Origin of the sequence: Streptomyces sp. NPDC006365, from assembly GCF_042870755.1 — a bacterium.
GTDB lineage: Bacteria > Actinomycetota > Actinomycetes > Streptomycetales > Streptomycetaceae > Streptomyces > Streptomyces xiangluensis.
On the sequence record NZ_JBIAHS010000010.1, the window covers coordinates 109,614 to 123,881 of the forward strand.

Annotated in this window: 16 protein-coding genes and 1 pseudogene; 2 read left to right on the forward strand and 15 right to left on the reverse strand. The window is 70.4% G+C overall.

Going from position 1 to position 14,268, the window contains the following annotated elements; translation table 11 throughout:
- Positions 1–23: 23 nt before the first annotated feature.
- The 13 genes and pseudogenes from ACFYO0_RS26445 to ACFYO0_RS26505 all read right to left on the reverse strand — a co-directional run bounded on the left by ACFYO0_RS26445 (position 24) and on the right by ACFYO0_RS26505 (position 10,155).
- Positions 24–308, reverse strand: a complete 285-nt coding sequence (locus tag ACFYO0_RS26445) for a gas vesicle protein K (RefSeq protein ID WP_388680628.1) — start codon at positions 306–308, stop codon at positions 24–26.
- Entirely contained in the window at positions 305–493 is a 189-nt protein-coding gene (locus ACFYO0_RS26450) for a gas vesicle protein (RefSeq protein WP_386341340.1), read from the reverse strand. Before ACFYO0_RS26450 ends, ACFYO0_RS26445 begins: the two co-directional genes overlap by 4 nt.
- On the reverse strand, positions 490–1,299 hold the full coding sequence (locus ACFYO0_RS26455; protein WP_388680631.1) for a GvpL/GvpF family gas vesicle protein: 810 nt from the start codon (positions 1,297–1,299) through the stop codon (positions 490–492). Before ACFYO0_RS26455 ends, ACFYO0_RS26450 begins: the two co-directional genes overlap by 4 nt.
- Positions 1,296–1,658, reverse strand: coding sequence for a gas vesicle protein (locus tag ACFYO0_RS26460; RefSeq protein WP_388680634.1), 363 nt, complete (start codon positions 1,656–1,658; stop codon positions 1,296–1,298). The genes ACFYO0_RS26455 and ACFYO0_RS26460 overlap by 4 nt, the downstream gene beginning before the upstream one ends.
- The gene (locus ACFYO0_RS26465; protein ID WP_388680637.1) at positions 1,655–2,791 is read right to left on the reverse strand and encodes an SRPBCC family protein; all 1,137 of its coding nucleotides are present in this window, start codon (positions 2,789–2,791) and stop codon (positions 1,655–1,657) included. The genes ACFYO0_RS26460 and ACFYO0_RS26465 overlap by 4 nt, the downstream gene beginning before the upstream one ends.
- Complete coding sequence (locus ACFYO0_RS26470; RefSeq protein WP_388680639.1) at positions 2,788–3,507, reverse strand: DNA primase; 720 nt, start codon at positions 3,505–3,507, stop codon at positions 2,788–2,790. Before ACFYO0_RS26470 ends, ACFYO0_RS26465 begins: the two co-directional genes overlap by 4 nt.
- A gap of 2 nt (positions 3,508–3,509) precedes the next feature.
- Positions 3,510–3,767 (reverse strand): gas vesicle protein GvpG, encoded by a 258-nt coding sequence (locus tag ACFYO0_RS26475; protein ID WP_388680642.1) that lies wholly within the window; start codon positions 3,765–3,767, stop codon positions 3,510–3,512.
- A 4-nt stretch (positions 3,768–3,771) separates the two neighbouring features.
- Positions 3,772–4,590, reverse strand: coding sequence for a GvpL/GvpF family gas vesicle protein (locus ACFYO0_RS26480; protein ID WP_388680644.1), 819 nt, complete (start codon positions 4,588–4,590; stop codon positions 3,772–3,774).
- Positions 4,587–5,024, reverse strand: a complete 438-nt coding sequence (locus ACFYO0_RS26485; RefSeq protein WP_388680647.1) for a gas vesicle structural protein GvpA — start codon at positions 5,022–5,024, stop codon at positions 4,587–4,589. Before ACFYO0_RS26485 ends, ACFYO0_RS26480 begins: the two co-directional genes overlap by 4 nt.
- A 55-nt stretch (positions 5,025–5,079) precedes the next feature.
- Positions 5,080–5,442 carry a gas vesicle protein gene (locus ACFYO0_RS26490; RefSeq protein ID WP_388680650.1) on the reverse strand — a complete coding sequence of 121 codons (363 nt, stop codon included), beginning with the start codon at positions 5,440–5,442 and terminating at the stop codon, positions 5,080–5,082.
- A 58-nt stretch (positions 5,443–5,500) separates the two neighbouring features.
- Positions 5,501–6,426 (reverse strand): annotated as a pseudogene (ligD, locus tag ACFYO0_RS26495) (non-homologous end-joining DNA ligase).
- A gap of 28 nt (positions 6,427–6,454) precedes the next feature.
- A complete protein-coding gene (locus ACFYO0_RS26500) occupies positions 6,455–8,302 on the reverse strand; it encodes a transketolase (protein WP_388680652.1) in 1,848 nt (615 codons plus the stop codon).
- Positions 8,299–10,155 (reverse strand): FAD-dependent oxidoreductase, encoded by a 1,857-nt coding sequence (locus ACFYO0_RS26505; protein WP_388680654.1) that lies wholly within the window; start codon positions 10,153–10,155, stop codon positions 8,299–8,301. The genes ACFYO0_RS26500 and ACFYO0_RS26505 overlap by 4 nt, the downstream gene beginning before the upstream one ends.
- 164 nt (positions 10,156–10,319) lie before the next feature.
- Between ACFYO0_RS26505 and ACFYO0_RS26510 the strand changes: the two genes are divergently transcribed.
- A complete protein-coding gene (locus ACFYO0_RS26510) occupies positions 10,320–11,285 on the forward strand; it encodes an LLM class F420-dependent oxidoreductase (protein WP_388680657.1) in 966 nt (321 codons plus the stop codon).
- Positions 11,286–11,445: 160 nt separating this feature from the next.
- The gene (locus tag ACFYO0_RS26515; RefSeq protein WP_388681006.1) at positions 11,446–12,570 is read left to right on the forward strand and encodes an enolase C-terminal domain-like protein; all 1,125 of its coding nucleotides are present in this window, start codon (positions 11,446–11,448) and stop codon (positions 12,568–12,570) included.
- A gap of 18 nt (positions 12,571–12,588) precedes the next feature.
- Here the strand turns inward: ACFYO0_RS26515 and ACFYO0_RS26520 are convergent, their stop codons facing one another.
- Positions 12,589–13,659, reverse strand: a complete 1,071-nt coding sequence (locus tag ACFYO0_RS26520; protein ID WP_388680659.1) for an SDR family oxidoreductase — start codon at positions 13,657–13,659, stop codon at positions 12,589–12,591.
- Between the two features lie 3 nt (positions 13,660–13,662).
- Positions 13,663–14,181 carry a phage holin family protein gene (locus ACFYO0_RS26525; RefSeq protein WP_388680662.1) on the reverse strand — a complete coding sequence of 173 codons (519 nt, stop codon included), beginning with the start codon at positions 14,179–14,181 and terminating at the stop codon, positions 13,663–13,665.
- Positions 14,182–14,268 lie beyond the last annotated feature (87 nt).

Consider the following 14,268-nt stretch of genomic DNA (forward strand, 5'->3'; position numbering starts at 1 on the left):
CCGCTGCGGAAGTGCACTATCCGCTATTCCTTCGGGAGCAGTGGTCCAAGCGGCCCGAGGTCCAGATTGAGGTCCTCGGGCCGCAGTCCGTAGCGATCGCGCAGTTCGGCCATCCGGTCCTCGAGGAGCATCAGCGTCAGCCCGATCCGCTCCTCCTGGTCCTCCGTCAGCTCCCCGGTGTCGAAACGCCGGATCGCCTGCCGCTCCATCAGCTGCCGCAGCAGCTCGACGACGGTCAGCACGAGTTTGACCAGATCGCGTTCCACGGTGTCCGGATCGAGGTCCAGACGGTTCCTCCGGTTTGTCACAGCAGCTCCTGCCAGGGCGAGGGGACCTGTTCGTTCACCGAGCTGATGAGCGCGTTCAGGTCGATGCGTACGAGATCGACGTCCGCGATCCGCAGGGTCAGGTCACCGGTGATCACGACCCCGCCCGCGAGCAGCCGGTCGAGCAGGTCGACGAGGGCGATCTCCCTGCGTTCGACGACGGTCATGCGCCCTCCTGTCCCGCCGGGCCACTGAAGGAGTACGCGGCCCAGGGCCCTGTGAGTTCCACCCGAAGGCCCGGCTCCTCGCCTTTCGTACGGTCCACCAGTTCCACGAATTCCTCGGATTCCGCACGCGGTACGAGATAGGCGGCGTTGAGCACATTGCGCCCGGAGGCGCGGGACAGCGCCGGGTTCTGCGGCGCGTGGATACGCGCGTCCTCCGCGAACTCGGAAAGAGTGTCGTGCAGCCGGCGCGCGAATTCCTCGGCCCGCTCCCATTTCTCGTCGTGAGCTCTGCGCTGCTGTCGCCGCTGCCGCAGATAGTCGCGCCCCGAGCCGCCTTTCGCGATTTTCGCGCCAGGCTTCTCAGAAACCTGGGTGGATGGGGAGACTTGAGAGGGCTGGGAGGACTCCGCGAATTCCGCGTAGAGCTTTACACCCCATTCCACCCGTCCCTCGATCCGGTCGAGTGTCCGGCGGAAGGTCTCCTCCTCGGCCTCCATCATCGTGCGCACGCCGCTGTCGTCCCGGAAGACGGTGGCGAGCCGCAGCGGCAAGGGCGAGGTGACCACGGTGAGCGCGTCGATCACGCTCTGATGGGCCCGCGCGGTCGCGCTGAGCCAGTCCAGGTCCTCCAGGTGGGCCTTCAGCGGCTCCTCGGAGAAGTCCTCCTCAGGTACGGCGCTGACGATGGCGACCAGTCCGTGATGGGTCAGCTGCTTGGGCGGCACGCCCGCGACGCCCGTCAGCTGGGAGGGAAGGGTGGAGCCAAAAGGGCGGCAGACGGCATAGACATAACGCAGACCACTCATGGGGCCTCCTCCTCCGTACGGGCACGACCACGCTCGACTACCCCGCGCTCGACTTCCCCGCGTTCCAGTTCGGCGACTTGTGCACGCAACTCGGCGTTCTCACGGGCCAGTTCGTCGCGCCTCGCACGCGTGGACAACGCGGGGTCGTCCTCCCACCAGTCGATCCCCATCTCCTTCGCCTTGTCGACGGAGGCGACAATGAGCCGCAGCTTGATCGTGAGCAGTTCGATGTCGAGCAGATTGATCCGGATATCGCCCGCGATCACGATGCCCTTGTCGAGCACGCGCTCAAGGATGTCGGCGAGATTGGCGCTGGTGTCGCGCCCGTACGGTTCGGGGAGCCGGCCGGGAGTGGTCATCGGCGGCTCCCGCCCTGGGCGGTCTCGTACTCGTCTTCCTCCTCGTACTCGCCCTCGGGTTCCTCTTGTTCCTCCTCGCCCTCAGGCACCTCTTCGTCCTCGTATTCGTCCTCAGGCTCCTCTTCCTCTTCCGCTTCCTCTTCCGCTTCCTCTTCCTCTTCGCCGCTCGGGCCCTCCTCCTCGTAGGCGCCCTCTTCCTCCTCTGCTTCCTCGCTCTCCTCGGCGATCGCGTCCTCGTGGCTGCGGACCACCTCGCCGTCGCGGATCTCCCCGCGCCAGCTGTCCTCCACCTCACCCTTGATCGTGATGAAGCGGGCGAAGTTCTTGAGGTCGAGGCGCGCCCTGCGGCCCTGGGCGCGCCAGATGTTGCCGGTCTTCTCGAAGAACCCCTGGGGGTAGTACTCGATGACCAGCAGGATGCGAGTGAGGTTTTCTGCGAGGTAGTGGAAGGAGACGACGCCCTTCGTCGTGCCCTTGCTTCCCTCCGACGTCCAGGAGATCCGGTCGTCCGCCACCTGTTCCGTGGTGTTGGCCTTCCAACTGCGGTTGGACCAGAAGACCTTGAGCTGCCAGTCGGAGGTGGTGTCGTCGACGCGGTTCGCGCCCTTGACGCCCTTTGCGAAGGTGCTGAAGTCCTGGTACTGGGTCCACTGGTCGTACGCCGTGCGCAGTGGCACGCCGACGTCGATGAACTCCATGATGACCGTGGGCTTCTTGCCGGCACGGCCCTTGCGTTTGCCCTTGCCGCCGGCCATGCCCTTGAAGGCGCCGAGCACTTGGTCCTTGGCCCGGCCCGCGCCGAGCTCCAGGGCGGACCTCAACGGCCCCTTGCCCTGGGCGAGTTTGCGGCCGCCGTCGAGGGCCAGTTTGGCGAAGCCGGGGCTGTTGCCCTCGGCGATGTCGTTGAGCTTGCCGGTTGTCTCGCCGAGTTTGCGGCCGAAGCCGACCAGCATGCGCTGGGTCTGGGCCGCGAGGTACTCCTGGAGCTCGGCCTTGAGCCGGTCGGCGGCCTCGCTCTGTGCGACGCCTCCGAGACCGCCGAGGCCGCCGCCCTTCGCCTGTTCCGCCTGTTCCGTCGCCGCCCCGAGGCCCTTCTTGGCCCGGCCCGTCGCCGTCCCGAGGGTGTCCGTCATCGTCCCTGCCTCCCCTCGGCAGCTCGGCCGCGTGCGGCCGTCTTCTTCGCGGGGGCCTTCTTGGCGGACTTCGCCGCCGTCTTCTTGCCCGCTGTCTTCTTGGCGGGGGCCTTCCTCGCAGGCCCCTTCGAGGCCGGCTTCTTGCCCGGTGCCTTCTTCGCCGCTTTCTTGGCGGCGCCCTTCTGCGGCTCCTCGGCCTCGGCCTCCTCGCGCTCCTCAGCCTCCGGCTCTTCGGACTCACCCTCGGCCTCAGCCGGTTCTTCGGATGCCTCTTCTTCGGATGCCTCTTCTTCGGATGCCTCTTCTTCGGATGCCTCTTCTTCGGATTCCTCTTCTTCGGATTCCTCGCGTTCGTCCTCGGGCTCCTCTTCGTCCCGGAGACCCGGCACGTCCGGTGTGACACCGGCGAGCTGTCCGCGGACCTGCTCGGTACGGCCGTGCAGCCGGTCCGCCAGCGCGTCGATCCGCCGCTCGACCAGCGCACCGGACGCCGCCTTGCCGACGCCGCTCAGGTCCTCGCGCAGCTGGTCGCCGATCTCCTTGACCTGCGGGTTGTTCTGCAGCTGCTCATTCACCAGATTTGCGAGCGCCCGCGGGCTCAGATTCATCCGCTTACCGGCCACCAGGGAGCCGACGGCGAACGCCATCTTCATCTTCTTCGTACGTCCGAGGACGTATCCGGCCCCTACCGCGAGGCCCAGTCCCACTCGGTTCATGGTCACGTCCACTCGCCCGTTCCTGCGTTGCCTCGCGTGCTGATCTCCAGCCGGTCGAGAAGCTCGTCCTCGAGTCGGTCGAACTCCTCCTCATCGATCTCGCCTGACTCGAGCCGCTCCTCGAGCTGGGCGAGTTCCCTACGGACGGTGGCCGGGTCGTAGTAGATCCGCTCCGCCTCGTTCAGCACCTGTCTGACGACCCATGCGCTGCCGCGCACCGGAGCGAGCGGCAGCAGCAGCACTTCACCGATCAGTCCCATGGGTTCACTCCTGGATCCGCTCTTGCATCCGTTCCTGCATTCGCTCCGCTTCGGCGTCCGTTGCGGCGTCCGAGCCGATCGTGGTGTCCGCCGGCTCGGAGGGGCCCGGGTCGACAAAGCTGTACGGTGGCAGCGGTCCGTTGACCCGCACATCGAGGTGCGGATGGCTCTTGCGGACCTGCTCGACCGCGGTGAGGAAGATCTCCGCCGTCTCGCGGGCCACCAGGAACGACAGGTTGGCCAGCCATCCGCTGGACTCGGGGCCCGCGCTCACGGCGTCGGCGACCGGCTCCAGGGCGTGCTGGAGCTCTGCGGCGTCCTCCGTCTCACGGGACTTCACCGCGGCCACCACCATCTCGCCGAGCCGTAGCTTCTGCTGGTAACTGCCGCCGCCGGCCTGCCGGTTGGCCTCGGTGAGCGCACGGACCTCCGGGTTCTCCGACATCACGCGGTGCAGTACGGCCTCTTCGTCGTGGCTGGCCTTGACGTTGTACTCGACCCTGCCGGCCAGGGCGTCGAGGCGTTCCTTGTAGTGGTCCGCGCGTTCGGCCAGCACGCCGGCGACGGTGGCGTCGTCGGTCGCGATGCTGCCGAACCGCATGGGCAGCACCGGGCCGCCCGCGCCGACCTCGGCCAGCACGTTCTGGTGGGCCAGCAGGTCCTTGCGCTTGGGCCGCAGCCCTTCGGGAGCGTCGCTGACGACAGCGGCGAGACCGCCCTCCTTGACGACGCGCACGGAGCACGCCGGGTCGCCGACTCCGTCCATGCCCTCGGGAAGCGAAGGGTGGGAGTCGGCGGTGATGCCGTAGACGTACGTGCTCACTCCGGCTCCTCCTTCTTGCGCGTCGTCGTGGACTTGCGGGCGCGCGGCCTGGACTCGGCCTGGCGTTCGCCCTGGCCCTCCTCACGGGCCTGCTTGAAGGCGCCGGAGATGGTCTCGGCGGCGCCCGACAGCGCTCCCTTGGACTTGCCGCGCGCGCCGGACTCGGTGATCTCGCCGACCATGTCGGGCAGGCCGGGGCTCTTGCGCGGGCCTGCCTCCAGGTCGAGCCGGTTGCACGCCTCCGCGAAGCGCAGATAGGTGTCGACGCTGGCGACGACGACACGGACGTCGATTTTCAGGATCTCGATACCGACGAGGGAGACCCGGACGAAGGCGTCGATGACGAGCCCTCGGTCCAGGACGAGCTCCAGCACGTCATAGAGGCCGCTGGAGCCCCCTCCGCCGCCGGTCTGCTGGGCTGGGACGACGGTCATACCGACCGTTCCTCCTTGTGGGTTGCGAGTGTGTGCGAGTGCGCGGGTCGGCGGCCTACCGGCCGCCAGGCCTATGTGGTTCTGCCCTCCCGCGTTCGTAACGGCGAACGCGCCGGTAGCCGGTGAGCTCGCCCTGGGGGTCGAGGGTCACCTCGTAGCTCGCGAGCAGGCTCATCGTGTCGGGGACCCTGACGAGTTCCAGGACCTCGATCTCCAGCACCCAGCCGTCCTCGGTACGTTCGAAGGACGACACGGACTCGGCCGCCATGCCGGTGAGCTCGGCGAGCTGAGCGCGCGCATGGCGCAGCACCTCCATGGGGCCCGGCGCCTCGTCCCCCAGACCGTTCTGCCGGTCTTTCCGGGTTTCCGCAGAATCTTGTGAACTTGATTTTCTGGATGTGTTCGATGTGTTCGACATGGCCACCTCGCCTTCCGAGTGCCCCTAGGCCATTGGCCAAACCTCTGGTCCAGGGCCTCTAGCGCAGGGCGTCGAGCTTGCGCCGCGCGGGCCCCAGCGCCCGGCCGCGGCGCGGCAGAGCGGACCAGGGGTCGGTACGGGCCTGGTCGATGGCGTTGTCGATGGTCCAGCGCCGGGGGCCCAGGTCCGGATCGTCCAGCTGGTCCCAGCTGATGGGGGTGGCCACCGGCGCGCCGGGCCGGGCGCGCACGGTGAAGGGGACGACGGCGGTCTGGGCGTACGCATTGCGCTGTACGTCGAGGTAGAGCCGGTCGCCGCGGTCCTTCTTGCGGGCGGCCGTGGTGAGCTCGTCGGGGTGCGCGTCGGCGAGTGTGTCGGCGACGGCCCTGGCGAACTCGCGTGCTTCGTCGAAGTCGTGGTGTCCGTTGAGCAGCACGATGACGTGCAGGCCGCGTGAGCCGGTGGTCATCAGCGCGGACGGCAGCTCGATCCGGTCGAGGAGTTCGCCGAGCTGCCGGGCCGCCCGGCGTACGGAGGCGGATTCGTCGGCGGAGTCGCCCGCCGGGTCGAGGTCGAAGACCAGCAGGTCGGGACGGTCGATCCCGTCGACGCGGGCCAGCCAGCGGTGCAGGGTCAAAGAGGCCTGGTCGGCGAGGTAGAGCAGGGTGGCGGTGTCGTCGCACACGGGGTGGCAGACGGTGCCGCCCTCTTTGGGCACCTCGATGCGGTTGATCCAGTCCGGATCGTATGGCTGGAGGTTCTTCTGCATGAACCGGGGTCCGTCGAGACCGTCCGGGTGCCGCTCCAGCATCAGTGGCCGGCCGCGCAGATGCGGCAGCATGAAGGGCGCGACCTCCCGGTAATAGGTGACGAGGTCGTCCTTGGTGTACTCCTTGGCCCGCCCCTCGCCGGGGAACAGCACCTTGTCGGGCCGGTGCACCTCCACGTGCGCCGACCGGCCCGTACGGTCCGTGTCATGGTCATTCTCTCCGTACGCGTCCAGCGGTGGCGCTCATCGCACGACCGCGTGCTCGACCAGCAGCTTTGCCGAAGCCGCGATCGCCTCGGCGTCGATGCCCGCGGCATGCAGCTGCTCGGCGGGCGAGGCCGAGCCGGGCATGGTGCGCACGGCGAGGCGAACCAGGCGGGGCATCGGGCGGCCGTCGAGGAAGGCGTCGAGGACCGCGTCGCCGAGGCCGCCCTCCTCGCGATGGTCCTCGACGGTGATCAGGCAGCCGGTGTGTTCGGCGGCCTCGCGCAGGGTGCGGCGGTCGACGGGCTTGACGGAGTAGAGGTCGATGACCTGGACGGGGATGCCGTCCGCCGCGAGCAGGTCTGCGGCGGTCAGGGCCTCGTGCACCGTCGCTCCGGCGGCGACGAGGGTCAGCCGGTCCTGAGCGGAGACGCGCAGCACCTTGCTGCCGCCGATCGGGAACTCCTCGTTCGGTCCGTAGACGACGGGCGACGGGCCGCGCGAGGTACGCAGATAGCGGATGCCCTCACAGCCGGCCATCGCGGCGACGAGATGGGCGGTCTGGTTGGCGTCGCACGGGTAGAGCACGGTCGAGTCGTGCAGCGAGCGGAACATCGCCAGGTCCTCCAGGCCCATCTGTGAGGGTCCGTCCTGGCCGATCGCGACGCCCGCGTGCGAGCCGATCAGGTTGATGCCACTGCCGCTGATCGACGCCATGCGGACGAAATCGTGGGCGCGGGTGAGGAACGCGGCGAAGGTCGAGACGTACGGAACCCAGCCGCGCGCGGCGAGTCCCACGGCGGCGGCGACGAGCTGCTGCTCGGCGATGTAGCACTCGAAGAACCGGTCGGGGTGCTCCTTCGCGAAGTACTCGGAGCGCGTCGAGTCGCTCACCTCGCCGTCGAGGGCGACGATGTCGCCGCGTGCCGTGCCGAGCGCGGCGAGCGCCTGGCCGAAGGCGTCGCGGGTGGCCACCTGATCGCCGAGTTCGTAGCGCGGCAGGTCGAGGTGTCCGGTCCGTACGGCGTGCAGCATCCGGGCGGCGGGCGGGGGTTGGACCTCGACGCGGAGGTCGTGCACACCGCCGAGTTCCGCGATCGCCTCGTCGGCGTCCTTGAGCGGCTTGCCGTGCAGTCCCTCTCGGTCCTGGGCGGCTTCGACGCCCTTGCCCTTGAGGGTGCGGGCGAGGATCACGGTCGGCTGGCCGACGGTGGAGAGGGCCTCGCCGTACGCGCGGTCCACGGCGTCCACGTCGTGTCCGTCGACCTCGATCGTGTGCCAGCCGAAGGCCTGGAAGCGGCGGGCGTACGCGTCGAGGTCGTGGCCGTGCCGGGTCGGGCCGCGCTGGCCGAGCCGGTTGACGTCGACGATGGCGGTGAGGTTGTCGAGATGCTCGTACGCGGCGTGCTCGGCCGCCTCCCATATGGAGCCCTCGGCCAGTTCGCTGTCGCCGCACAGCACCCAGACCCGGTAGCCGACCCGGTCGAGCCGCTTCCCGGACAGCGCGATCCCGACCCCCACGGGCAGCCCCTGCCCGAGCGAGCCGGTGGCCGTCTCCACCCATGGCAGCCGCCGCGGCGTCGGATGCCCCTCGAGCCGGCTCCCGAGCCGCCGGAAGGTCATCAACTCGGTCTCGTTGATGGCTCCGGCTGCCTTGTACGCGGCGTACAGCAGAGGCGAGGCATGCCCCTTGGACAGGACGAACCGGTCGTTCGCGGGGTGAGCGGGCCGCTCGAAGTCATACCGCAGATGATGAGCAAGCAGCACAGCCATCAGATCAGCAGCAGACATCGAGGACGTCGGATGCCCGGACCCGGCCGCAGCCGCAGCCCGCACACTGTCCACCCGCAACTGCTGTCCAAGATCGACAAGTTGACGGCTCTTCATGACTCTCCCTCTGTGCGGGGTCCTGCCGGCCGGGCGGGACGGGGGTTGCCGGGGCCGGTGGCCTCCGGCCCGGCGGGGGCGGGCTTGTCGGGACCGGATGCCTCCGGCTGACCGGAGCCGGGTCCGCCGGGACCGGATGCCTCCGGCGCGGCAGAGGCATCCCCGTCGGAACCGGACGCCGCCTGCCCGCTGGAGCCGGATCCGCCGGAACCGGACGCCATGGGCTTGTACGCGGTGGACCCACCCGGACCAGACGCCGCAGGCCTGCCGGAGGCAGGCTCCTCGGCGCCCGGCATCGCGGGCCCGCCCGGGCCGGAGCCGGCAGGACCGGAACCCTCGGCACCGGCGCCGCCACGGCCCGTTTTCGTCGCGTCAGCATGACCACGCTGATCGTCACCGGGCGACCCCGGCCTCCCGGGATCCAGCACCGCCGACTTCCTCGGCACCGTCGCCCCCGGCCTGCCGGGGTCCGGGACCGCATGGGTGTCGGCCCCCTGCGTCGCTGCGGGCGCACCGCGCGTGACCGGAGCGGGGCGGTTCTGGGCTGGTGGGCCCGCCACTCGGGCCAGTTCCGGGGAAGCCGTGTCCAGGGGAACCGACCAGGAGCGGACCAGGCCCAACTGCACGGCCTGGCGCGGAAGTACGGCATCCAGGAACCAGTCGGCGGCCACTCGGATGCGGTTGCCGGGCATGGCGGCGAGGTGGTAGCCGCGGGTGACGGCTCCGGCCAGCGGGCCGGAGAGGTGGACACCGAGCGGATTCGCGGCGGCCTTCACGCCGCCGAGGTCGACGGTGAAGCCCATGTCGCGGTGGCGGTAGACGCGGCGGTCGCCGAAGCCGAGCGAGGCGGCCACGTTGCGGCCCGCGACCTTGCCATGCCGCCAGGCGTGCTGAGCGGTCATCGGCGTGTACTGGCCGGGCTTCTCCAGATCCGGCACAGCGGCAGCGTCCCCGCACGCGAACACCTCGGGGTGGCCCGGTACCTGGAGGTACGGGTCGACGAGCAACCGACCGCGCTCCAGCGGTCGCCCGAGCCCCTCGACCAGCGGATCGGGCCGTACCCCGACACACCACACGAGGGTTTGCGTGTCGATGAACTCCCCGTCGCTGAGCCGCACTCCGGTCGGGGTGGCCTCCTGCACCGAGGTCTCCGTGCGGACCTCGACCCCGCGCCCCCGCAACACACGGTCGGCGGTGCGCGAGAGGCGTTCGTCGAGCTCGGGCAGCACACGCGGAGCGATGTCGAGCAGCAGCCAGCGCGGCCGTATGCCCTGCCGCAGCGGCTGCTTGCGCACCAGCGCGTCGGTGAACATCTGCCCCTGCGCGGCGACTTCGGTCCCCGTATAGCCGGCGCCGACCACCACGAAGGTGCACCGCGACGCACAGCTCTTGGGATCGTCGGAGGCCGCCGCGAGCTCCACCTGCCGCGTCACGTGATCGCGCAGATACAACGCCTCCGGCATCCCCCGGAACCCGTGCGCGTGCTCGGCGACACCGGGTACGGGCAGCAGCTTGTTGACGCTGCCGACGGCCAGCACAAGACGGTCGTACGCGAGCGTGCCGCCGTCACCCTCGGGATCCGTGTAGTGCACGGAGTGCCCTTCGAGGTCGATCCCGTCGGCCTCCCCGAGCACCAGCCGTACGCGCGGCAGGGTGCCGGCGAGCGAGACGGTGACCCGGCGCGGTTCGAGCACCCCGGCGGCGACCTGGGGCAGCAGGGGCAGATACAGAAAGTAGTCCGTCGGGTTCAGGAGAGTGATCTCGGCCTTGCCCCGGGTGATCCGGGACAGGGTGCGTGCCGTCTGGTACCCGGCGAAGCCGGCACCGACGATCACGACGCGGGGTCGACTCATGTTCGCCTCCGGCGGGGTCGCTCATAGGGGTCGCTCGTACGGGCTTTCCGCGTCCCCCCGGCCCGGGCACCCAAACGTCGCCTGCCCTGGGCGGCGGCGTTTCGCGCCGGACCCCGGGGATACCCGGACGAGGACCCCGACCCGCCCGGCCGCGGAGGTGCCCCATGGTCGAGTACGGCTGTTTCCTGTCCACCGAGGAGTTCGGTCCCGCCGATCTGGTCGAGCAGGCGAGGATGGCCGAACAGGCCGGTTTCCAGTCGCTGTGGATCTCGGACCACTTCCACCCGTGGAACGACGAGCAGGGGCAGAGTCCCTTCGTGTGGTCCGTGATCGGCGCCCTGTCCGAGGCCGTGTCCCTCCCGATCGGCACGGCGGTCACCTGCCCGACCGTACGGATGCACCCGGCGGTGGTGGCGCAGGCCGCGGCGACCAGCGCGGTGATGACCAACGGCCGCTTCCGGCTCGGCGTCGGCAGCGGCGAGGCCCTCAACGAGCACATCTTCGGTGACGCCTGGCCGCCCGCGCATGTCCGCCTGGAGATGCTGGAGGAGTCCATCCAGGTGATGCGCCAGCTCTTCACCGGCAAGGAGGTCAACCACTCCGGGCCCCATTACACGGTCCAGAACGCCCGCCTCTACACCGTTCCCGACGAGCCCGTCCCGATCGACATCTCCGGCTTCGGCCCTCAGGCGACGGCCCTCGCGGCCCGTGTCGGCGACGGCTACATCACGATGATGCCCGAGGTGTCGATGGTGGAGCAGTTCCGCAAGGGCGGCGGTGGCGGCAAACCGGTCAGCGGCGGCACGAAGGTCTGTTACGGCCACGACCGCGACGAGTGCGTACGCACCGTCCACCGGCTCTGGGCCAACCAGCTGCTGCCCGGCGAGATGGGCCAGGTCCTGCCCTCGCCGCGCCATTTCGAGCAGCTCGAGCCGCTGATCACCGAGGACATGGTGAGCCAGAACGTTGTGTGCGGGGACGACGTGGACGAACACGTCGGCGCGCTCGCCGCGTTCGCGGATGCCGGCTTCGACCGGGTCTACGTCAACCAGATCGGTCCCGACCAGCGCGGCTTCTTCGACTTCTACCGCACGAAGGTCCTGCCGCAGCTTCAGGAGGGGGTTCGCTGATGCTCCGCGGGCTCTCGGTCCGGACGGTTTCTCCTCTCCCGGCCGTCCGGACCGAGCCGGGCGCTCCGCTGGTTGTGCGGTTCGGAGAGCTCGGGAGTTCAGGGGCGCGGTATCGGACCGGACTTCGGCAAGTGCGGTCAGGTGTCCGGTGAAGGTCCAGGTGGAGCTCAGGGCGCCCGTCGTGTCCACGTATACCGTGCCGACTGACGCGCCGGAGGCGGACGGCACGCTCGCCTGGGACAGCACGAGCACGGTGATCGTCGAGGTGTCCGCGGGCGATGCGACCGGCACCGGGTGGACCTACGGGCCGGCCGCCGTCGGGGATCTGCTGCGTGAACAGCTCGCGCCGGTCGCCACCGGACGCGACGCGTTCGACATCCCGGCCCTCCACGAGGCGCTGTGCCACACGGTGCGCAACGCGGGCCGTCCCGGCGTCGCGGCCTGTGCGATCTCCGCGCTCGACATCGCCTTGTGGGACCTCAAGGCCCGCCTACTCGAACTCCCCCTGACCCGCCTCCTCGGCGCCGCCCAACAGGCCGTGCCCGTGTACGGCAGCGGGGGCTTCACGACGTACCACGACACGCATCTGGCGGCCCAGTTGAACGGCTGGGTGCACGGTCAGCACATCCCGCGCGTCAAGATCAAGATCGGTGAGAGCTGGGGGCGGGAGGTGGCCCGGGACCTGCACCGGGTACGCGCCGCGCGTCAAGTCATCGGCCCGCGGACCGAGTTGTACGTCGACGCGAACGGCGCCTACACGCGCAAGCAGGCCGTACGCATCGGGGGTGCGCTCGCCGAGCACGGCGTGGGCTGGTTCGAGGAGCCGGTGTCCTCGGACGACCTGACGGGTCTGCGGCTTGTCCGGGACGCGCTGCTGTGCGACGTCGCGGCCGGCGAGTACGGCTACGACCTGCCGTACTTCGCCCGCATGATCGCGGCCGGCGCGGTCGACTGCCTCCAGGTCGACGCCACCCTCCCCCACTGCCTAAAACGGCGTGGGGGTACCCCCACCGGCGGGCTCACCGAGTTCCTCCGCGCCGCCGCCCTCGCCCAGTCCCACGGCCTGGAGATCTCCGCACACTGCGCCCCGCACGCCCACGCCGCGGTCGCCGCCGCCATCCCCAACCTCCGCCACATCGAGTGGTTCCACGACCACGTCCGCATCGAGTCCATGTTCTTCGACGGCGCCCTGGATCCCACGGGCGGCGAGGTCCACCCGGACGGAGGCGTCGGCCACGGGCTGACGCTGCGGACGGAGGAGGTTGAGCAGTACCGGGTGGCGTGACCTCTCAGTGGTCGACTCTCAGTGGACGCGGTGTTTGCGCCTGAGTTGTGCGGCAAGTGGCGTGCGCGTGAGCCGCACAGCAAGCGCTAGGGCTCCTGTCACCGCCAGCCCCGCCCCCATCCGCCCCCGGTTCCGCGAAACCCACTCCTGCGAACTCCCCGGCAACGACTCGCCGTCGAAGCGCCCGTGCGCCCCGTAGTCATGGCCGTGCGGACCGTCGGCCGGAGTCCACAGGTTCCCGTGACCGTCGTAACGGGCGTAACGGGCCGCCTCCTCTCGTTCTCGTCCGGCTTCCTGCTGGGCGTCGAACCCCCTGCGGGCCAGGTAGCGGTCGAGAAACCCGGGGGCCACGGCGTTGGCCACCAGCGTGGCGACCGTGGAGCCTCCCACCCAGTACTCGCGGCGCCGCGGATGCGCAGCCGCGTGCACGATGGCACGGGCGGCGACCTCAGGCTGGTAGATGGGCGCGACAGGACGGACCCGGCTCGGCATACGGCTCAGCACCCAGTCGAACTGGGGGGTGTTGACCGCGGGCAGCTGCACCATGGTGGTACGCACCCGCGAGCCCTCGTGCAGCAGTTCGCAGCGCACCGACTCGTTGAAGCCCTGGATGGCGTGCTTGGCCCCGCAGTACGCGGACTGCAGCGGAATCCCGCGGTACGCGAGCGACGAACCGACCTGCACGATCGCGCCCCGGTCGCGCGGCAGCATGTGCCGCAGCGCTGCGCGGGTGCCGAACACGTAGCCCAGGTACGTCACTTCGGTGACCCGGCGGAACTCGTCGGGGGTGATCTCGGTGAACGGCGCGTACACCCCGGCGAAGGCGTTGTTGACCCAGACGTCGATCTTCCCGAAGGCGTCGACGACCTGCTGGGCGGCGTCCTCCACAGCCTTGGCGTCGGCGACGTCGACGGAGACGACGAGCGCCTCACCACCGGCCTGCGTCACCTCGTCCGCCGCCGCGGCCAGCCCGTCGCGGCCCCGGGCGAGCAGCGCCACCCGGTCGCCGCGGGCGGCGAAGGCCCTGGCCGTGGCCCGGCCCACGCCGCCGCTGGCTCCGGTCACCACGACTGCTCTGCGGCGCCCCATGGCTCACCGGGCCCGGTGGTGCGGTGCTTCGGGATCCGCGGGTACGCCCTTGGTGGGCGTGGGCGGCGGCGCGCCCGCACCGGGTGCGCCGGTCGTTCCGCCCACGCCGCCGGGCGCGACGGGCGGCATCGGCGGGTACGCGGACGAGCCGGGTCCCGCGGGCGGCGTACCGCCGACGACCCCACGCTCGCCGTGGGCCGCGCCGGACTGCTCCGGGATGGGCCGGGAGGCCGAGGGCCGTGCCGCGCCCCGCAGCACGTACGCCACCGCGGCGAGCACGACGGCGGTGATCAGTGCGGCCGCCCAGTCGGGCAGCCCGAGCGCGAGCAGCAGCCCGAGCGTCAGGGCCAGGGCGGCGCCCGCGTAGAGGGCGACGGCGCCGGACGCGGCGTACAGGGCGGCGGCGCGGCGCTGCTTGCGGGTCTGCTCCCGCAGTTCGTCGCGCACGGCGTCCCGGGCCACCTGCGCCAGTTCGTCGACCAGGTTCTTGTCCAGGTGTTCCAGGTGATCGATGCGGTCCATGGCGGCCGGGTACCCCCGCCCCCGCACCCATAACGCCGCGCGGGATCCGGCACGCCGCCCGGGATCCGGCTGAAACGATCTCGTTCG